This is a genomic window from Aeromonas sp. 25-AL00135 (assembly GCF_054052385.1).
This window is the reverse complement of the sequence record NZ_JBSTYQ010000019.1, coordinates 1-19,996: the sequence shown is the minus strand read 5'-3', so window position 1 is coordinate 19,996 and position 19,996 is coordinate 1. Positions and strand designations below refer to the sequence as shown.

The following is a 19,996-nucleotide window of genomic DNA, read 5'->3' as shown; positions in this document are numbered from 1 at the left end:
GCTTGTTGCAACGCGGCCGTTAACCAGAGTAAGCAAAAGAAGGTGTTCGGGACTCCTGAATTTTGCGGTGTGGCGGTGGTTGTCTGTTCAAACAACTGCCGCTGGTCGAGAGTCGAAGGGCTTGTTCACCCCTTCACTCCCGGATTGCAACAGGGCTGATGTAAGCGAGGCCTGCAGTCTGTATCGAATGGGAGAAATATCATGTCGATGTTTATTAATACCAATGTGTCCTCGCTGAACTCTCAGCGGAACCTGATGAATACCAACAAGGCGTTGGATACCGCCTACCAACGCCTCTCCTCTGGCTTGCGGATCAACAGTGCCAAAGATGATGCGGCCGGTCTGCAGATCTCCAACCGTTTGACCTCCCAGATCAACGGTTTGAACCAGGGTAACCGTAACGCCAACGACGGTATCTCTCTGGCACAAACCGCTGAAGGGGCGATGGAAGAGATCACCGGTATGTTCCAGCGGATGCGGGTGCTGGCCGAGCAGTCAGCCAACGGCTCCAATACGACCGCTGACCGTGCTGCGCTGCAACAAGAAGTCAAACAGTTGGCAACAGAAATTAACCGGATTGCCAAAGATACGACCTTTGGCGGGACCAAGCTATTGGATGGCTCCTATAAAGGGGTTTTCCAGGTAGGGGCGGATGCCAAACAAACCATCAGTTTTTCATTGACTCAGGCCAATGGCTTCAATATCTCCGGTATTGCGGCCGCGGCCAGTGCAGGCGCTGCGTTTGCAACCTTGGCGGCGATAAATATTACTAGTCAATCCAATGCACAGAGTGTGCTCGGTGCAGTGGACAAGATGATTGCCGGGGTAGACCGGAAACGGGCTGAGCTGGGTGCAATCCAGAATCGGATGGAGTCTACCATTCGCAACCAGGCAAATATCGCCGAAAACCTCTCATCTGCCCGGTCTCGGGTACGTGATGCGGACTTTGCTGTAGAGACGGCTGCGCTCACCCAGTACAACATCTTGCAGCAGGCAGCCTCCACCGTATTGGCGCAGGCAAATCAGCGTCCTAACGGTGCGCTCTCACTGCTGCGTTAAAGGAGAGCGGCCAGTAAGGCCGTTCATCGGTTAGCACAATATTGGGTGTTCGGGACTCCTGATATGACGAGATGGCAGAGGGGGACAAACTCTCTGCCAAGAGAGTGTGATGAGGCGGTTCACCTTATCACACGAGGGGAAAGCGTGCGGTATGCCGTGGAGCCCTTATCGATAGGAGAGATATCATGTCGATGTTTATTAATACCAACGTCTCTTCGCTGAACTCTCAGCGAAATTTGATGAATACCAACAAGGCGTTGGATACCGCCTACCAACGCCTCTCCTCTGGCTTGCGGATCAACAGTGCCAAAGATGATGCGGCCGGTCTGCAGATCTCCAACCGTTTGACCTCCCAGATCAACGGTTTGAACCAGGGTAACCGTAACGCTAATGACGGTATCTCCCTGGCACAAACCGCTGAAGGGGCGATGGAAGAGATCACCGGTATGTTCCAGCGGATGCGAGTGTTGGCCGAGCAGTCAGCCAACGGCTCCAATACAAATGCTGATCGTTCTGCGCTGCAACAAGAAGTCAAGCAGTTGGCAACTGAAATTGATAGGATTGCCAAAGATACGACCTTTGGCGGGACCAAGCTATTGGATGGCACCTATAAAGGGGTTTTCCAGGTAGGGGCGGATGCCAAGCAAACGATCAGTTTTACATTATTTCAGGGTGGGGGATTTGGTATCTCCGGTATCGCGGCTGCAGCTGGATTTGCTGGTTCTAGAGGTGGATTTAGTACTGTAGCTTCGCTGTCTATTTCAACGCAAGACAAAGCTCAAAATGTGCTTGGTGCGGTGGACAAAATGATAGCCGGAGTAGACAGTAAACGGGCTGAGCTGGGTGCAATCCAGAATCGGATGGAGTCTACCATTCGCAACCAGGCAAATATCGCCGAAAACCTCTCATCTGCCCGGTCTCGGGTACGTGATGCGGACTTTGCTGTAGAGACGGCTGCGCTCACCCAGTACAACATCTTGCAGCAGGCTGCCTCCACCGTATTGGCGCAGGCAAACCAGCGACCTAATGGCGCGCTCTCGCTGCTGCGTTAATACTGACTATGGGTATTAGGAGGCTATTATGTCGACCGATTTAAATGTAGGCGTTAGCTCCTCTCCTGTTGTAGGGCGTAGTGATAACGGCAGCCGGGAGGCTGCTGTTTTTGCATCGACCAATCCGAAACCGGAGGGCAACGTGACTACACGACCCATAGGTGGGGCAGGATCAAATGATGCGGATTCAAAAGAGGCATCTCTGCGTGCTCTAAGTTCATCGATGAACGATTTAAGGCAGCAGAAGGCTGATTTGGAAAAACAGGTACAAGAATTGCAAGAGGCTGTTGCAACAAAGGGTTGGTACTTGAACATTAGTCAGGATAAAACAGCCGGTAAAACAGTGATTAAGTTGCATGACAAGGAAACTGGGGATCTGATCAGGCAAATACCAAGTGAGGAAATGTTAAGCATATCTCGGCGGTTCAAAGAGCTTGAGTTGTCCAAGAGAATTGATGGTGCTCAGCAAATAGGCCTCTTGTTTGATCAGTCAATCTGAACAGGTGGTAGCCTGATCTCATATTGGGAGATATTGAAATGGCGAGTATAAGCTCAGCAGGTGTAGGGTCCAATTTGCCACTTAATGATTTGATCCAGGCAGAGTTAAGTGCCAAAAAAACACAATTTGAAAGGCGTATTGTGGGCCGTGAAACTCGCCTGAATAGTAACCTTTCTGGTATAGGTCAACTCAAGTCGGCTATCAGCACCTTTAATGCTGCATTACAAAAACTGGCTAAACCAGCAGATTTTTCTGGTAATAAGGTGACGATTGGCCAGTCTGCAGATAATCAGCTACTGGCATTTACGGCAACTAATAAAGCTAATACTGGAAATTACAATATTGCAGTTAAGCAGCTTGCCACTGGCAGTTCTTTTATTTCGGCAGATAATGCATTCACATCTTCTTCCGATATTGCAACGTCATCTGCAGGTACATTGACATTTAGCGCAGGGGGTAAAACCCTTAATGTTGATTTGGCAGCTAATGACACCTTACTCGACATGCGTAATAAAATTAATAGTGCATCTAATAATTTTGGTGTCTCTGCGAACATTATAAATGTCGATGGTAAGTCACGACTTGTTATTGAGTCATCCGTGAGTGGTCAAGGTAATGATTTACAGGTGACGGCCAGTAATGCTGACTTACAGCGTTTTTCAACCAGTGATCCTGCATCTGTGATGGGAAGCCAAAAAAATGCAAAAGATGCAATAGTTGAAATCGACGGTCTGGAGGTTAATAGTGCTACGAATAAATTTGATAATGTGATCCAAGATACGTCGTTTACCGTGTTGCAATTGAGTGAAAAAGATGCGGCGAATAACTATAAAGCAACCAAGGTAACCGTAGAGCAGGATAAAGGGAAAACCAAGGAAAATATTGAGGCGTTTATTAAATCATATAACGCTTTGATGGATACCATGGATACTCTGGGTAAGCGACCAACGATAGTGGGTGGCGAGCGAGTGGGGGATTCAGGACCTCTAGCTGGTGATCAAACTCTCAATGGTGTTAAGAGTCTTTTGTTCAAAGAACTCTCATTATCTACCGTAGACAACGACTCACTTTTTAATGTCGGTATTAACATTGATAAAAAAGGTCGTTTGTCTATTGATAATGCAAAATTGACAAAAGTGATGGATGAAAATTTTGGTAAGCTGGAAAGTGTTTTTTCTGGTGAAACCGGGTTGGCGAAGAGACTTGATTCACAATTGAACGAATACACTAAATCTTCAGGCTCTCTTGATAAAAGACGTGATAGTATTCAACAGGATGTCAGGTCAATTAAACAGGAACGTGTAGATTTTGATGCTTATCTTACTAAGTACGAAGAGGGGTTGCGCCAGAAGTATGCCCGCTTGGATGTATTGGTTGCTAGGATGAATTCATCTATGGGTAGCTTGACTACCTTGGTTAATATGAACAAGAAGTCCTGAACGGATAGTTTTTGAGAGGTTATCATGTACAACAAATCACTTGGCATCTATAAGAAAAATTCACTTGAAGCTGAGCTGTCTGTTGCAGATCCACACAAGGTTATTCAGTTGTTAATGCAAGGTTTTTTAGAAAGAGTCGCTCAGGCTAAAGGTGCAATTGAGCGCAATGATTATCAGTTAAAAAGCGATCGTATTTCATCGGCAAATGCAATTTTAAATGGATTGAAAGATAGCCTTGATATGTCTCAAGGTGAAATATCAGAAAGATTATTCTCTCTTTATGAATATATGGGTGAACGTCTGCTGGATGCTAGCGTAAAAATGGAGGTATCACCTCTGGATGAGTCTATGAAACTTATGTTAATGATCAAAGAGTCTTGGGATAAGATACCAGATCAGGAAAAGCAAAAAGCGTATACTATGCGGCAATCACTTGGGGATTTATAGGTTTTATCGTGGCATATAAACAGTTGCTTGACGCGTTGCAGCGTAATACAGCGCACATATTAACATATGTGGAATCGGAAAGTTTTGATACCCTTGATGAACTATTTGATGAGAGAGAAGCAATCATCTTTTCTCTCTACTCTGCCAGTGGGTGGGAGGATCTTCATTTAGAACAGCTTGATAACATATTAAATACAAGTGTTATAGTACAAAATAAACTGGAAATGGCAAAGCAACTAGTGCAAAAAGAAGCCTTTTCTATCAGTAAAAAAAACAAAGCAATTAATCACTATAAAGCAAACGAAATTTAATTATAATCGCGTGGTGACAGGAGAGGATATGATTAAGCCTGAAGAGATACTAGCAAAAATAACACAAGATGCTGAGCGAATCATGCTTCAGGCTGAGCAAGAGAAAGCAATGGCTGAAGTTTTGCCTATTCGTTTCGAGCAAAATATGGTTGCATTCTCTAAATATATACCATCTATACACAAGGCTTTTTTAAATTATAAAGTACAAAGAGAATTTAGATTTTTCTGCACTGAAAATGGAATTCCTAATCTAGCGTGGATAGATGAAAATGTAGCTATTTATGGCGATGATCCATATTCTCAATGCCAGCAACAAATAAAGCATATGATGTCCTCTAGTGCTAGTGGTGGTATTCGTTTTGGAACAGAGAAAAATTTTTTCAATCAAATTCACATTGATTATTTGAATCAACTTGCTGAACTTTTGGCAAAGAAAAGAAATGAATACAGTCCCCTTCAGCAAGTCCCTGAATCAATGCCATTCATGATGATGTTTGGTGTAGGTTTAGGATATCAGCTAGGTTATTTATATGAAACCTGCAAGGTTGCCAACTTGTTTGTTTTTGAACCTGATCTAGATCTGTTTTATGCTTCGCTCTATGCCTTTGATTGGGTATCTTTACTTGATTACATTATGGCGGAGAATCTCAGGATCCATATTTTTTTAGGGCAAGATCAAGATAACTTGATGAATGATGCACTACATGCTATTCACAAAGCAGGACCATTTATTGCTGCGGCCCCTGTCGGACTGGTGCACTACCCATCAGAAATTATTGAACATCTTGTTGCTAAAATGAAAAAAGAGTTCTTTCTTTTTACTATGGGCTGGGGATTTTTCGACGACAATATGTTAGCTCTTTCGCATAGCGTTGAAAATATTTCAAAAGGCATTCCATTTTTAGTTAAAGGTAAGAGTCTGCCTGATAAATATAACACTGTGCCAGTATTTATTATAGGTAATGGGCCATCGTTAGATGCCACCATCCCATATATTAAAGAAAATAAAAATAAAGCCATATTAATATCATGTGGTAGCAGTATTTCAGCGCTGCACAAAGAAGGGATTAAACCTGATATATATGTCACCATAGAAAGAACGAAAGCGGTACCAGATTTCATCGCATTGATTAATGATGAAGATTATCTTAAAGATATATTGTATATAAGTACTGATCTCACCCACCCTGATTGCCACCAGTTTTTTAGACGTAGCCTTTTAGCATTCAAGCCTAACGAGCCAATGCTATCTCTTGCTAGTATTAATTTCGAAGAGGTTCAAGGGTTTGATTACTTTAGTCATGTTAACCCTTTGGTTGGAAATACGGGGATTTCAGTCGCGGCCCGCTTGGGATTCAAAGAAATATACCTTTTTGGCATCGATAATGGTCATTATGACAGTGAGCATCATCATTCTAGGTTAAGCTCTTATTATGATGATAATGGCGCCCCAATTGCGGCATTACAACGTCTTGCGACAGCAGGATCTGATCAGGTCATTCCTGGCAATTTTGGTGGGGAAGTTATCTCTAGCAAAATGTTTGTCACTTCAATCAGAGTCATGGAGCGGCTTATAAGGGAATACTCTGGCACCAACTTTTTTAATACTTCCCATGGGGCAAAAATAGAAGGAGCCGAGGCTTTAGATATCAAAGAAAGTCAGTTTAGTGATCTCCCTGTTTCTTTTAATAAGATTGATATTATTGAGTTCATTGCGAATGAGGTCTTCAAGCCACTTAATATTGATCGTTCCAGGGTGGCTTCGGCTCTTGATACCGATTATTTTAACTTCTTTATCGACAAGGTCCTCTTGGAGTGGAAAGAGCCTTTGCTATCACGTGCTGACGTTGTCAATCGCATGATGAGACAATTTGAGTATTTATTGGTGATAGAGAACAGTAGACAATGTCATATCTCCAGAGTTCTAATCGGTACATTCAATTATTTATTTAGTTTCCTCATCACTTTTTGCCATGCTTTCGCGGATGAAGAGGAGACGCTGGAGGCAGTAAGTGATGCGCTTGAAATATTTAATGCTTATCTATTAAAAGCCAAAGAATTATACCCTCAGGCGCTTGATAGTCCTGACAAAGTGGATTGTGAAATTATTAGTTTATACCGTAGTAATTGATTATAAGCCCAAGTGTTACTTGGGCTTTATATTATCATATTTACGTGACTCAATCAGTTATCACAATGCTTTTCGTATTGTATTTTGGCATATCAGAAACAGGATTACCCATAGTTAGTCGTTGCCACAAAACCTGAGCAGCGACCAAACTTGGGGGGATTGAGGTATGGATAAATAAAATAGATGTAGCCATGATGACCTACCTGAAATAGAATAATGGTTCAGAATGGCTGCTCATCGTCAAGCAAAAATACTAAATACAGCTGCGAAATGACGGTGGAGTGTGTCTTATTATAAAGAAAAACCGTCATCCACGACAATATTTTGTCCGGTCACATATCTGGATTGATCTGATAATAGAAACATAACGCTACCTACAACATCTGAAACATCAAGCATTCCCTTTCCACATGTCTGTTTTTTATAGGCTTGACAAAAAACTTCAGATTGATTATCAAGTAATCCCCCCGGACTGATCAAATTAATTCTGAAACGGCTGTCATTCACATATGTGACAACATATTTACTCAAGTGCTGTATTGCAGATTTTATTGCCGCATACTCCACAGGCATTGTCATTTTTGTATTGTTGTAAATGTCAAATTTAGGTGCAACAACACCATATATGGAGGACATATTGACTAATGAAAACGCAGTTTCATGTGTTTTGAAGTACGCGGCACATTGTTGAGTAAATAAAAAAGCACTACCCAGATGAAGAGATATATTTTCATTAAAACTAGAAAGCGATACATCAAAAAAATGTGCGCCATAGGTTTTATTTCTCGGGTAGGTGGCATTGACTGCACCATCAAGATGTTCTTGTCGTGCAAAAAATGTCTTGAGGCTTCCCTCGCAGGTTACATCCAGCGATATCAACGTCAGATTATCGTCTGCAATGTCTACACCCTGAGTGGCAAGACGCTGGGCCATGGCATCGACATTGATATCTGCTGCAATAACCTTGCCCCCTTGGGCAAGAATGGATGGGACCAAATGAGATCCCAGCAAGCCACCTGCACCTGCGACCAAGAAACACTTATATTTTAACAAACTGTCCATTATTTCCGCACTCCTATAATAGCCTCTGCCAGTTTAAAGTCGTAAATGTCGTCAATATCGACTGCGCGTTCTTTCGGCACTTCGATACTGGTGACTTTTCCCGAGAACAGCCCACAGTGTGCCAGCACAAAGGCTGGTGTCGTTGCATATACCACGGTTGTGATATCAAAAACCTGGGGTGAATCCTGGCGTCGAGCAACATTGCCCGCCGGTTTATTGACCAACTCGACCCGGCCATCCACCGTTTTCTTTACCATGTTGAAATAGGGACTGCGATTAGCTGGCGTGACGGAGATACAGATATCGGCATTTTGCTCACAACGTTTGGCAATGGCCGCTTCAACATCACTCACACTGCGCAGCGGGCTGGTTGCCGGCAAGCTGATGAAACCATCGAATGCTCCATAATGCGCGGTGGCCCATTCAATGGCATGTTGCCAGGAAAGCCACTCCGGACTGCTATCTGTCGCCAATTCGGATGGACGCTCGATAACCACCGCACCGGATGAGATTGCAACGTTAGCAATGGCAGCATCATCCGTAGAAACAAACACCTGGCTAATCGAAGGTGATGCCAGAGCCGTATCTATGGAATATTGCAACAAGGGTTTTCCCGCTAATGGGCGAATGTTTTTACCTGGCAACCCTTTTGAACCACCACGAGCGAAAATAAACGCGAAATTTTTCATCTGATTCAAGTTCCGGTTACCTGTTATCGATAATGAGAGTACGCTTTGACTTCTTTAATCAGTGTAACCGTTTGTGTAGCCTCCTCAATTGAGGCACCATTATTCTTTTTCCCCTGAATAAGATTGACAAAGTCGGAAATCATAGCGAGATACATCTGGTTTTTATCCCAAGCGGGATCACAGTAGATGATCTCAATACCGTTGGCCGAGCTCAATGTGACTGAGTTGTGAATCAGGTCCCACTCCAACGTACCTTCACTGCCAATCACTCGGCATTTGCGATGCGCTTTTCGTTGGAGAAAATCCAGATGAACCGTGGCAATGGCACCCGTTGTGTCGCCAAGTATGATATCGGCCATGTCCTCAACCGACAGGCCAAGCTCTTCGGAAGAAGACAAATTTGCGTATTTTACTTGAAGCGGTCCAAGCAGCCACTGGATATAATCAAATTCATGGCTGAGCTCCAGTAACACCCCGCCACCCAATTCTGCTCGTGCGGAGACACTGTGGCGATAATCTATGTTGGGGCGCCAGTCCGGCAAATATTGACCGACCTCGACATGAGCATAGTAGCAACGCCCTACTTTTTTCTGATCAAATAGATTTTTCATAGTGAATGCTGACGGCAAATATCGAAGACAGTATCCGACCGCAACAGCAGTATTATGCTCACGACTTGCAGTTTGGATCGCCTTACAATCGGAAAGTGATACAGCGAGGGGCTTTTCAATTAAGACTGGAATACCGGCCTTTATTAGAGGGATTGCATGAACTGCATGCAATGTCGCAGGGGATGCGATGATCGCGAGTTCGATCCGATGCTGAATCAGCTCCTCTACTGAATAAACAAACACATCGCAATCACTGACCTCACTTGCGGCCACCTGACCACTGGCTGACATTGCATAGATGGAAGCAAAAGGATAGAGATACTTAAGATTATGTCTATGGCGAATAGATATATTACCCAGGCCAATCACAGCGATACGTTCCATTATGAGCGGAATCCTAGTGTAGAAATATCTGACTGGGCCCTGTTAAAATCCTCCATTCGTCCAATATCTAACCAATATTCATGAAGGGGAAACATTGATATACGTTTTTTTTCTTGCATATGTTTCTCAAGAAGGGTCGGCATATCAATACGTTCTCCTTTGATCACTGACTGCGCTATATATGAATTAACAACATAGATACCTGCATTAACAAAAAAATGATGTACGGGTTTTTCAACCATGCTGGTAATGTTATTTCCTTCTCCCGTTATCACGCCATAAGGAATTTGATAATTATACTCACGAACACACATTGTGGCATCTGAACCATTCTGAGTATGAAAATCTAGCAAACTGTTGAAGTCCACAGTTGTTAACACATCCCCATTTATCATGATCAGTGGTAGCGGAGGCAGATTGGCAGGCAATAAACCTAATGCGCCCCCTGTTCCAAGTGGATGTTGTTCATGAATATATTTAATATTTGCACCCCAAGCAGAACCATCACCAAAATAATCAGTGATAAGTTCAGGCATGTAATGAGTAGAAATATAGATGTTTTTGAACCCTGCTTTGATAAATTGATTAAGCAGGGTCTCTAAAATCGGTTTATCACCGACTTTTAGCATAGGCTTCGGGCAGGTATCTGTAAGTGGCTTAAGTCGAGTCCCAAACCCGCCAGCCATGATCAAAACAGGATTATCATATGTTGGTTGACTGGTTGCTTTTTCCCACGTTTCAAGTCCGATCAACTTGCCAGCGTCATCAACTACAGGCAGGGAAAGAATGCTGTGCTCGCGCATAGTCTCCAGCAGCTGCGCACGGGTCAGTTTGGCCGAGACTGTTATGGGGGTGGAGTTCATCACCGCCGTGACGCTTTGCGTCAGGGAGACATTGTTCAGGATGGCGCGGCGAACATCGCCATCTGTCACGACGCCCAGCAAGTGCCGTAAGTCATCCACCACCAGACAAACCCGCAGCGCTTCTGCATTGATGACTGCCAAGGCATCACGCACCGAATGTTCAGGTGACAGCACTACTTTTTCCCAATTTTTGCTCATCCTATCCATCCTTTACTGCTTGATAGACACCACGCTGCCCCGGGCAACGTATGCAATCTGCTTTTCTCCGAGAGGGCGCGTCAGTGTAGCGCCAGCCCCGATCACTGCATCAGAGCCAATTGATATGCCCTGGATCACGACAGATCCCGTACCGATATGGACTCTCTCACCCGTCACCACACCGCCGGATAACACCGCACCTGGTGCGACGTGGTTGTCATCACCCAGATGGCAGTCGTGATCCACGATGGCACCGCTATTGATGATGCTGTTGGCACCTATTTGGGTACCAGTTTGAATGATGGCTCCCGCCATGACCTGGACCCCCTCTTCCAGCACGGCGTAATCAGAGACCATGGCCTTAGTGCTGACTACGCTTGCAAAGCGGTAACCAAGAGCGCGATAACGGGCAAACAACTCTGCCCGCAACGGGTTGCCCGGCAGGGAGCCGATACCATTGACTAGCTCCACCTCATCCGGGAGATGGGTCAGTATCTCCTCATCATGCCAGAGGGGAATACCTGCCAGCGCGGCACGCGGTGCATCAGCTATGGGGGCAACCAGCGCGAGGGGAACCACTCCCTGGCTGCGCAGCATGTCGACCAGCACCGAGGCATGTCCGCCTGCCCCGAGGACAATGACCGGTTTATTCACGGATCAGTTCACCTGACTGATAAGCCTGCTTCGCAGGTTGTCCCAGAAGTTGCCAGTAGGCATAGGGGCTCATGCCGTCACCCGGACGCTTGATGGCGAGGTTGTCGGCACAGAGGATGGCGCCCTCCTCAATGTCGCAGGCAGCCACCAGGCTCTTGCGAGCGATCTCCTTGTTCTTGATCTCGCTCGGGCGAGGCCCTTTGATGCCGTCTCCCAGTGCCAGCTCCACATCGCGGATCCCTTTCACCATGGCGGCCAGTTCATCGGGTTCAAGAGAAGCCTTGTGATCAGGCCCTTCCATGTTGCGATCCAGCGTGAAGTGCTTCTCGATGAGGCAGGCTCCACGGGCGACTGCCGCCATCGGGATGGTGATGCCCTGGCTGTGATCCGAATAACCGACCGGCAACCGGAAGGCGTGCGACAGGGTATCCATGGCTTTGAGGTTGATATCCACCATGGGCGCCGGATACTCGGTCGTGCAATGCAGCAGGGTCACCTTGTTGGCAAGAGCGGCCTGACCAGCCTCGCTGGCATAGGCAGCCATGAAGGCGGCCTCACCGGGCTGCGCATCCTGCGGCGCGGTCAATCCGAAGGCTATCACCCCCAGGGCCGCCTCCACTTCTGCCAACGTGGCCATACCGGTCGAGACGATCAACTCGCAACCGGTGCGAGCATGGGCCAGTACGAAAGGCGCATTGGTCAGTTCCCCGGACGGGATCTTGAGGGTCTGCAACTTCAACCGGTTCACCAGAAAGTCCAGGCTCTCGGTATCGAAGGCGGTAGACAGAAACGTGATACCGAGAGACTCGCAATGGGCGATCAGACGAAGATGGGCATCGAACGAAAGCTCAAGGCGGGAGAGCATGGCAATCTGGCTCTCTTCCTTGCCGGTGTTAGCGGTTTGATAAGCTGCCTGCTTGGCCTGGCGGGTCACCAGATTGACCGCCTTGAAGGTCTGAAACTTGACGACATCGACGCCTGCCCGGTGGGCTGTATCGATCAGTGCCACGGCGAGTGCTTCGTCGCCATTATGGTTGACGCCGGCTTCGGCGATTATGCGGATCATGGCGACGGACTCCTGTCGAGATCATGGAACTGTTTGAGGGTGGCGGGGGCAAAATGCTTCAGGCGTGCCACGATTTGGCCGCTGGCGTCCCCTGCACCATAAGGATTGACATAAGCATCCGGGCCCATAGGCTGCAAGGCCTTGGAAATGCATTGCGTAATGGCCTCAGCCTTCGCGTCGCAATGAAGCACACTCTTCGCTACCAAGCGCCCTTGTTGGCGTTGGCCGATATTGATGGTCGGGACACCCAGAGAAGGCACTTCAATGATGCCGCTCGACGAGTTGCCGATCACGGCGGCACAGTGTTTCACCGCGCTCAGGTAACGTCTGTAACCCAAAGACGGGATGGCCAGCACGCGTGCAGGATTGGCTGCCGCATACTGCTCAAGCAATGGAATGATGGCTCGACCACCGTCATCTGCATTCGGGTACGTCAGGATGACCTGATGGTCTGGATAGTTATCCAACGCCGCCAGCAAGGCACTGAAACTCTCTCTGGCCGGTTCATCGGCCAGAGTCACGGGGTGATAGGTCACCACGAAGAACGGTGAGTCCAACGTAAACCCAAGAGAGGATTGCAGCTCGTCCATGGACAGCAGTGGTGTCTTGATGATGTGGTCCAGACCGACGGCGCCTACATTGAACACCCGCTCAGGTGCTTCACCCAGCTGGATGATGCGCTGTCGATAGGGCTCGGCAGCCGTGAAATGCAGGTAGCTCAACTTGGTAATGGCATGGCGGATGGCGTCATCATAGGCTCCTTCGGTTATCTCACCACCATGAAGGTGAGCAACAGGTATGCGTTGCAACATGGCCGCCTGGGCGGCCGCCAGCGCTTCAAAGCGATCCCCCAGGATCACCAGCACATCCGGCTGCTGACGCGCAAGCGCATCTGCCAGCCCGAGCAAGGCCACGCCCATGCTTTTGACCACACCCACAGAGGTATCGGAGGAGAGCAGCATCTCGATGCGCTCATCGATCTTGAAGCCATCCTGCTCTATCTGCTGATAGGTCAGGCCGAACTCGGGGGACAAGTGCGTACCCGAGACGATCAGCTTTAGCTCGAGGTCGGGATCCGCGGCAATGTCTTTCATCAACCAATAGAGCAGCCCGTATTCGGCGCGAGTACCGGTAAAGACGGCAATGGTGTTGGCCATGTTCAGACCTCGACAGGCGAGCTGGGCAGGTTAATAAGATGGGCTTCCAGCCACTCGGCATTGCTCAATTCTCCACGCAAGGCATGAGAGAACATGGGCAGGCGATGCATCAGTTTCCATACAGGCCGGGTCATGACATCAGCCTTGTTCAGCTCGGTCAGCAACGTATCCCGCTGGGTTTGATCTTCACAGACAATCGCATTGAGCCAGTAGTTGGAGCGTCCATAAGAAGGCTCGGTCACAAACTTGCATGCCTGTCCCTTGAAGAACTCCGCATAGTGCATGGCAAGCACCCGCTTTTGCGCCAGGAATTGCGGCAGGGCTTCCATCTGGGCACATCCGAGGGCCGCATTCAGATTGGGCATCCGGTAGTTAAAACCGGGTTCATCATGATAGAACTCGAACGGATGGGGCACCTTGGCGGTGGTGGTAATGTGCTTGGTGCGCGCCCCCTGTTCGGCATTCTGGCAGAGCACCATGCCACCACCCCCCGTGGTGATGATCTTGTTGCCATTGAAACTCAGGGCGGAAAACGCACTCAGCGTTCCCGTGTGTTGGCCTTTGTAGTAGGAACCCAGGCTCTCGGCAGCATCTTCCACCAGGGCGATGCCCCAGGCCTCGCATACGGCCAGCAGTTCATCGAGTTCAACCGGATGACCAAAAGTGTGCATGGGCACGACGGCTTTGAGGCGGCGTCCGCTTGCCTTGTGAATGGCACCTGTCTCGGTGCGAGACGCATGCTCTTCCAGCCAGTTGGCCAGGGCAACGGGGCAGAGCCCTAGACTCTGGCGTGATACATCAACGAACACGGGTTCTGCGCCCATGTGATAGACGGCATTGCAGGTTGCCACAAAGGTCAGGGGCTGGGTGATCACCAGATCGCTGCTCTGCACACCTGCCATGTAGAGCGCGATATGTAGCGCCGCCGTGCCATTCATGGTGGCAACGGCACGGGCTGAACCGGTAAAGGTGGCTATTTGTTGCTCGAACTGCTCAACATAGGCACCGACACTGGAAACGAAGGTGCTTTCAAGGGTATCGAGCACATATTGACGCTCATTGCCGGCGAAGGTCGGGGCGTGAAGAGGGATGAAGTCATCGGTTTTATAGGTATCACGAATAAAACGTATCAATTGAGTATGCATACCGACTCCTTACATCTTGCCGTCGAGATACTTGCCCGTTTCTTTGTGAGCAAAATCCGGGATCATGGCGAAGAACAACTCGACGATCTCTTTCTTGTCCCAGGCGCGTTTTGTTTTCATGGCTGCAATGGTCTGCTCGAAATAGTTGAGCAGATCATTCTGATATGAGGGTTCATTCTTGATGATGCCCAGGTTCTCGAACCGGGCCATATCCAGCACTTCCTTGTCGGTGAAGAACTCTTCGAAGTCTTTTTCACCCGTGGTGTCACTCTCGGTAAAGAGGCAGGGCCACATCCCCTGCTCAGGCAGGCTCGCCATCAAGGCTCTGGCTTCATCCTCGTCCTTGCACAGATACGGCTTGTAACCATGCTGCTCCAGATACTTCACGGCAATTTCGGCGAAGGTAATCAGGTGGAGGGATTCGCTGAGCTTGGGGAAAAAGATATCCCTGTTCTCACCAAAGATGCAGGACATCAGGCACAGCTCACCGGACTCCTGGGGGGTCACGAAGTAGCGTTTGATGTCGCTGGGGGCGACGATGGGCTGACGCTTTTGCAAACGCTGGTTGAAGCCATGCAGCAAGGAACCATCGGAGAAGGCCACGTTGGCAAAGCGCGCGGTTGAAATGGCAATCTGTTCGCTGCGGCGCATCAGGAACATCTCCATGATGCGCTTGGACGCCCCCATCATGTTAACTGGATTGGCTGCTTTGTCAGTCGAGACACAGAAGTATTTTTTGACACCAGCAGAGATAGCTTGAACAATTGTTTTGTCGGTATTAAAAACGTTCACATCAATCATCCGCATTAATGTGAACGGGTCTTTTTCACTACGCACGTGCTTTAAAGCAGAAAGATTTAGAACATAATCATAAGCACCATCAGATTCAATGAATGCATCATATTCAATAGAACCAATATCTAGTGCGAATGTTTTAAAGTCACCATTAATATAGCCATAGCTGCTTCTAATATCTCGCACTAGTTCTACTAAATTATTTTCACTGATATCGACAACATGCAACGTTACCGGATTTCTTTTAAAAATTTCTTTGGTAACTGCTTGGCCAATCGAACCCGCACCACCAAGCACTAAGAATCGTGACTTGGCAACAACATCATTTAACGTATGCTGACATTCAGCAACATCTTGCTCAAAAAGTGATGCTGAGCGACCTAGTAGTGCCAGAGAAGATATCATTTGATCTCCCGAATCAAATAGTTAATTTTGTCTATCGTTATCTGCGCTAGCATCATTTTGCTCTTTACGGTTCGCCATCATTGAAGGGGGCGTCGTATTAAGCAATGCATAAAGAGATACATCGTTATTGCTGCCATACTGATTCAGACCTATAGCCATAGCTTTTTCAAATTCTTTGTTATGCATTCTGACGCAGTGATAACTATACAATAAATTTGTGACATCCTGTACTGTAAGAGGGCCTGACATGGCTATCAAACAGAGATAACTACGCAGCAGGAAATAATCTGCAATCATCAATTGATAACACTGTTGGGGAGTAAGATCAGGATCAAGTGGAAAGTTATGATGGTAGACATAGTAAACCAGATAATTTTGCATTATATGTGGATGAGCGTTCAAAAAAGGCTCAACTTCTTTATGCCAAACATCATGTATTTTCGTGAGATGGGTGATGTCACCATCATCAGAAAATAATTCCTTTATTTTATGCAAGCAGTAATTTATGACTACTCTACCTCGGCGACCTTTTTTCTGGTTGCTCAGTAATTGTAACTGTGTGAGGTGATGTAAGGCCCACCATTGTAGTTTATCTAAGTAAGGAATTTGCAAGAAGGCATTGTGCAATTCACCACTGTCTATCAAATTCCCAATTTGTGCTAGAAATTGCTGATTGGGTAGGCTATCTTCGCTTCGATGTAACATTAAACCAATGATCCACAATTTCTCTTCAATACTTATTCCTTGTGTCAAAAGAATATCGATTGAAAAAAGATGGTAGTTTTCTACTTGCTCAGATATCAATTGTGTCTTGTAGAATCCCTTGAATGGTTGAACCTCCATGGCCATGGCATCAGGATTGAGTAACACTTGACGGCACACCTCGGGACAGGAGAGTGTCAGGCTCAATTTCAGATTGTCGCCAAAGCGGGTTTCAACCCGTGGATAGCTACGACAGGTATTGCTTAACGCATCGACTCCTGCTTCCTTATGAATTTGGCACCAGCCATCAGATAGAAACGGGCAATATCCTTCCTCATTTAAGATAATTTGCCCCCAGTTATGATCATCTTTCTTCACTTTCTGAATATGCTTCATCGTTTCTGTACGAAGCCATAAGTCTGGATGACTTGAATAGGTGCGATAGGTTTTTTTATCAATACTTATGTTCCACCCTCTGCAACAAGTGTCTTCACACTTATCGCCAATACACTGGAAATTTTTGAAAAAAACCGGAACAAACTGATGAGCAGGGGGCGATTTGGTCATTTTATAAGTCCATTTTTGAGCTAAGGTTACACGCTGTAACCTAGCAAGTTTAGTACCATGATGAATCCAGAGCCTGTTTTTCCTGTGGTTGTTCCTGCGAAACAGTGGTGGCTGATGTTGCGTCAGTAATGGATCATACGACACATCGACTCTACACCGTTCAAGGTTCTGGAGGTAAACCGGTGCAGCTCATCCGAGTTGATCACATCGAGTCGCTGATGCTGCACCGCGTCCAGATTGGGCCACTTTTGCCAATGACGCAGGGCGTCAGGATCTTGACTCCCTGCCAGAATCAGCGCGGGGTTGGCCCTGATGACCTGTTCAATATTCACCTGAGGATAGGGCGTTCTGGCATTGCTCATAACGTTGAGTCCGCCGCAAAGTTCGATGGCCTGCGCAGGCCAGGCGTTGCCGCTCACGCTGGTGAGCGGCGGGTACCAGAGCTGGTAGAACACCTTGACGCCGGTTGGCCTGCCATAGCGCTGTTGCAGGGAATGCAGGCGTGCCAGATAGCGATCGGCGGCTTCGTTGGCACTCGTTTCCACTCCCAGCAATTTGCCGAGAGCCCGCATCTCGGTGGCCAGCGAGGCAAAATCGGTAGGCTCTGAGTAGAAAACCGGGATACCCAGCTGCTCCAACGGGGCCAGCATCCGTGATTGAGCCGAGCGCCAGCCGAGAATGAGATCCGGCTTTTGCGCCAGCAGCGCCTCGACGTTGATGCTGCGATAATTCGCTACCTTTGGTTTGGTTTTGACCTCGGCAGGATAGTCGGAGGCATCGTCGATGGCGACCAGCTTGTCACCGGCTCCGATGTCATAAAGCAGCTCGGTAAGATGTGGCACCACGCTCACCACCCGGTTCGGGGTCGCGGCCTGCAGGACACCGGGCAACCAGGCAAGCAGCACGCAGGGCAGCCAGATCGGCAAGCGCAACACCCTACCCATGAAATAACCCCGCTACCGTGATAATCAGCGCCAGCATCAACCAGCCCCAACCTATTGCTTGCAGAATATTGAGCACCTTGCGCGGTGACTCGCTATCTGGTTCAGCACCAGTGCCGATGACGGGCCAGCGCTGGAGAGTCCCTTGATAGTAGCGAGGGCCACCAACTCGGAATCGGCACTTTTCGGCCAGCAGAGTGAGCAGCATCCCCATGGCGGGATAGGGCCAGAGCGCGCCACTGCGCAGCAGCTGTGCGGCCTGTTTGAGACGGCTTGCCAGCAGTGGCAGCGCCAGCAGCAAAATGACGGAGGCATTGAGCCCCTGATAGAGGGCGCTGGCGGCGCGACCAAAGTGTTCGAAGGCGGGATCTTTGCGACTCCAGCTCTGATTCATCAGCTGCACCAGCCGCCAGAGCAGGGCGCCCTGTACGCCAGCCAGAGCAAATCCCAGCAGCGGGCCAGCCCATTGGCCGACCAGACGCAGGGCGCAGCTCTCCGTCACCGCTTTGGCGAGCCCCATGGCAGAGAGTTTGCCGGTTTCCCGTTTGAGCCAGTGGGCAGACTGCAATCTTGCCAGCGGCAGGGTCTCCTGGGTGGCGAGCGAGCGAGTGGCATGGGCGAGTTCGCGCAGTGGACGGGATTCGAGCATCAGCAGCAGGAACAGCAGGTCGAAGAGCGGCTCGCTCAGGGCCAGATTGCGCAGCGACCAGAGCCCGGCAGCGCAGGGGAGCCAGACTACCAGCATCGCCAGCATACCTGCTTGCAGCTGCTGGCGTGGCGTGCCATCGGCTCTGTGCACCTTGTGACCCAGCCGGGTCAGCAGTGGCGTGACGGCCGAAAGACGCAGATGGGATGGCCACGGGATCACCGCCTCCAGCAGAGCAGCACCTACCAGAATAGCCGCCATCGTCGAGAGGAGGGCGTCGGCCATCAAATCAAGCGAGCCGGTCTCGATCACAGCTTGCCGAGCATCTTGATGATCACTTCGGCGGAGTGCTTGCCGGCCACTTCGATAAAGGCATCGAAGGATTCAACCTGTTCCTTGCCAGCGATATCGGACATGGCACGCACCACCAGATAGGGCACCTTGAACATGTGGCACACCTGACCGATGGCGGCACCTTCCATCTCGACCGCCAGCATCTGCGGGAAATCGGCGCGAGCCTTGGCGATGGCGTCCGGTTTGCACATGAACTGATCGCCGGTGCAGATAAGGCCGACCTTGGTCTGGTGCTTGCCCTGCTCGGCGATGCAATCCTGAGCGACCGCGATGAGTTTCTCGTCGCAGGGGAAGGCGGCGGGTTGCTGCGCCATCTGGCCCATCTCGTAACCAAAGGCGGTCACGTCCACATCGTGGAAACGCATCTCGCTGGCAATCACCACATCACCGATGTGCAGATCCTGGGCAAAGCCGCCCGCAGAGCCGGTATTGATGACGCAGTCGGGGGCGAATTTTTCCAGCAGCAGGCTGGTGGCCACGCTGGCGGCGACCTTACCGATACCGGAGCGGGTCAGGATCACCTCTTTGCCTGCCAGCATCCCTTGATAGAACTCGCAGCCGCCCAGTTGCAGGGTGGTGGGGTTGCTCATCTGGCTGCGCAGCAGGGCTACTTCTTGCTCCATGGCGCCGATAATGCCTACTTTCATTGCTGACCTCGTCTTGATAGCCGTGTGGCTGAATTTAAGTTGCTGTAGATCATAACAAAAGATGGCGTCGGCGCCGAGAGGCGCAAGCGAAAGGAGAGATGAAACGCGGGGGGGCCAATTGGTGGGGCGCGGGGGGGGAAAAAGAATTTTTATGGGGGGGGGGGGGCGGTTT

At 48.8% G+C, this 19,996-nt stretch carries 20 protein-coding genes; 7 read left to right on the top strand and 13 right to left on the bottom strand.

The genetic code is table 11. The annotated features are described in order from the left end of the window. Window positions 1–201 precede the first annotated feature (201 nt). The 7 genes from ACW5XC_RS16810 to ACW5XC_RS16780 all read left to right on the top strand — a co-directional run bounded on the left by ACW5XC_RS16810 (window position 202) and on the right by ACW5XC_RS16780 (window position 6,938). A complete protein-coding gene (locus ACW5XC_RS16810) occupies window positions 202–1,059 on the top strand; it encodes a flagellin N-terminal helical domain-containing protein (protein WP_042053181.1) in 858 nt (285 codons plus the stop codon). A gap of 185 nt (window positions 1,060–1,244) precedes the next feature. After that, entirely contained in the window at window positions 1,245–2,111 is an 867-nt protein-coding gene (locus ACW5XC_RS16805) for a flagellin N-terminal helical domain-containing protein (RefSeq protein ID WP_042053179.1), read from the top strand. A gap of 28 nt (window positions 2,112–2,139) precedes the next feature. Further along, on the top strand, window positions 2,140–2,610 hold the full coding sequence (locus ACW5XC_RS16800; RefSeq protein ID WP_080771377.1) for a flagellar protein FlaG: 471 nt from the start codon (window positions 2,140–2,142) through the stop codon (window positions 2,608–2,610). A 38-nt stretch (window positions 2,611–2,648) separates the two neighbouring features. Next, a complete protein-coding gene (gene fliD / locus ACW5XC_RS16795) occupies window positions 2,649–4,049 on the top strand; it encodes a flagellar filament capping protein FliD (RefSeq protein ID WP_042053176.1) in 1,401 nt (466 codons plus the stop codon). Between the two features lie 24 nt (window positions 4,050–4,073). After that, window positions 4,074–4,496, top strand: a complete 423-nt coding sequence (gene fliS / locus ACW5XC_RS16790; protein ID WP_042053174.1) for a flagellar export chaperone FliS — start codon at window positions 4,074–4,076, stop codon at window positions 4,494–4,496. Window positions 4,497–4,504: 8 nt separating this feature from the next. Next, the gene (locus ACW5XC_RS16785; protein WP_042053173.1) at window positions 4,505–4,807 is read left to right on the top strand and encodes a hypothetical protein; all 303 of its coding nucleotides are present in this window, start codon (window positions 4,505–4,507) and stop codon (window positions 4,805–4,807) included. 28 nt (window positions 4,808–4,835) lie between these two features. Then, on the top strand, window positions 4,836–6,938 hold the full coding sequence (locus ACW5XC_RS16780) for a motility associated factor glycosyltransferase family protein (protein ID WP_042053172.1): 2,103 nt from the start codon (window positions 4,836–4,838) through the stop codon (window positions 6,936–6,938). A gap of 291 nt (window positions 6,939–7,229) precedes the next feature. Here ACW5XC_RS16780 and ACW5XC_RS16775 read toward each other — a convergent pair whose 3' ends face one another. From ACW5XC_RS16775 to mtnN, 13 genes are all read right to left on the bottom strand, one after another. Continuing rightward, complete coding sequence (locus ACW5XC_RS16775; RefSeq protein WP_074042646.1) at window positions 7,230–8,000, bottom strand: oxidoreductase; 771 nt, start codon at window positions 7,998–8,000, stop codon at window positions 7,230–7,232. Next, complete coding sequence (locus tag ACW5XC_RS16770; RefSeq protein WP_042053169.1) at window positions 8,000–8,689, bottom strand: acylneuraminate cytidylyltransferase family protein; 690 nt, start codon at window positions 8,687–8,689, stop codon at window positions 8,000–8,002. The genes ACW5XC_RS16775 and ACW5XC_RS16770 overlap by 1 nt, the downstream gene beginning before the upstream one ends. Window positions 8,690–8,712: 23 nt before the next feature. Beyond that, a complete protein-coding gene (locus ACW5XC_RS16765; protein WP_042053167.1) occupies window positions 8,713–9,684 on the bottom strand; it encodes a Gfo/Idh/MocA family protein in 972 nt (323 codons plus the stop codon). Then, window positions 9,684–10,745 (bottom strand): nucleotidyltransferase family protein, encoded by a 1,062-nt coding sequence (locus ACW5XC_RS16760; protein ID WP_042053165.1) that lies wholly within the window; start codon window positions 10,743–10,745, stop codon window positions 9,684–9,686. Before ACW5XC_RS16760 ends, ACW5XC_RS16765 begins: the two co-directional genes overlap by 1 nt. Window positions 10,746–10,757: 12 nt before the next feature. Beyond that, window positions 10,758–11,399, bottom strand: a complete 642-nt coding sequence (locus tag ACW5XC_RS16755; RefSeq protein ID WP_042053163.1) for an acetyltransferase — start codon at window positions 11,397–11,399, stop codon at window positions 10,758–10,760. Next, window positions 11,392–12,465 carry an N-acetylneuraminate synthase gene (neuB, locus tag ACW5XC_RS16750; protein WP_042053161.1) on the bottom strand — a complete coding sequence of 358 codons (1,074 nt, stop codon included), beginning with the start codon at window positions 12,463–12,465 and terminating at the stop codon, window positions 11,392–11,394. Before neuB ends, ACW5XC_RS16755 begins: the two co-directional genes overlap by 8 nt. Further along, complete coding sequence (neuC, locus tag ACW5XC_RS16745) at window positions 12,462–13,622, bottom strand: UDP-N-acetylglucosamine 2-epimerase (protein ID WP_042053159.1); 1,161 nt, start codon at window positions 13,620–13,622, stop codon at window positions 12,462–12,464. The genes neuB and neuC overlap by 4 nt, the downstream gene beginning before the upstream one ends. 2 nt (window positions 13,623–13,624) lie before the next feature. Next, window positions 13,625–14,767: a LegC family aminotransferase gene (locus ACW5XC_RS16740; RefSeq protein ID WP_042053158.1), complete on the bottom strand. Its 1,143-nt coding sequence runs from the start codon at window positions 14,765–14,767 to the stop codon at window positions 13,625–13,627. 9 nt (window positions 14,768–14,776) lie between these two features. Next, on the bottom strand, window positions 14,777–15,967 hold the full coding sequence (locus tag ACW5XC_RS16735; RefSeq protein WP_042053157.1) for a UDP-N-acetylglucosamine 4,6-dehydratase: 1,191 nt from the start codon (window positions 15,965–15,967) through the stop codon (window positions 14,777–14,779). 21 nt (window positions 15,968–15,988) lie between these two features. Then, a complete protein-coding gene (fliB, locus tag ACW5XC_RS16730; protein WP_178378369.1) occupies window positions 15,989–17,236 on the bottom strand; it encodes a flagellin lysine-N-methylase in 1,248 nt (415 codons plus the stop codon). Window positions 17,237–17,358: 122 nt separating this feature from the next. Then, window positions 17,359–18,180 (bottom strand): cobalamin-binding protein, encoded by an 822-nt coding sequence (locus tag ACW5XC_RS16725; RefSeq protein WP_042053156.1) that lies wholly within the window; start codon window positions 18,178–18,180, stop codon window positions 17,359–17,361. After that, the gene (locus ACW5XC_RS16720; protein WP_042053154.1) at window positions 18,173–19,135 is read right to left on the bottom strand and encodes a cobalamin biosynthesis protein CobD/CbiB; all 963 of its coding nucleotides are present in this window, start codon (window positions 19,133–19,135) and stop codon (window positions 18,173–18,175) included. The genes ACW5XC_RS16725 and ACW5XC_RS16720 overlap by 8 nt, the downstream gene beginning before the upstream one ends. Continuing rightward, entirely contained in the window at window positions 19,132–19,824 is a 693-nt protein-coding gene (gene mtnN, locus ACW5XC_RS16715; RefSeq protein WP_040067225.1) for a 5'-methylthioadenosine/S-adenosylhomocysteine nucleosidase, read from the bottom strand. Before mtnN ends, ACW5XC_RS16720 begins: the two co-directional genes overlap by 4 nt. Between the last annotated feature and the right edge of the window lie 172 nt (window positions 19,825–19,996).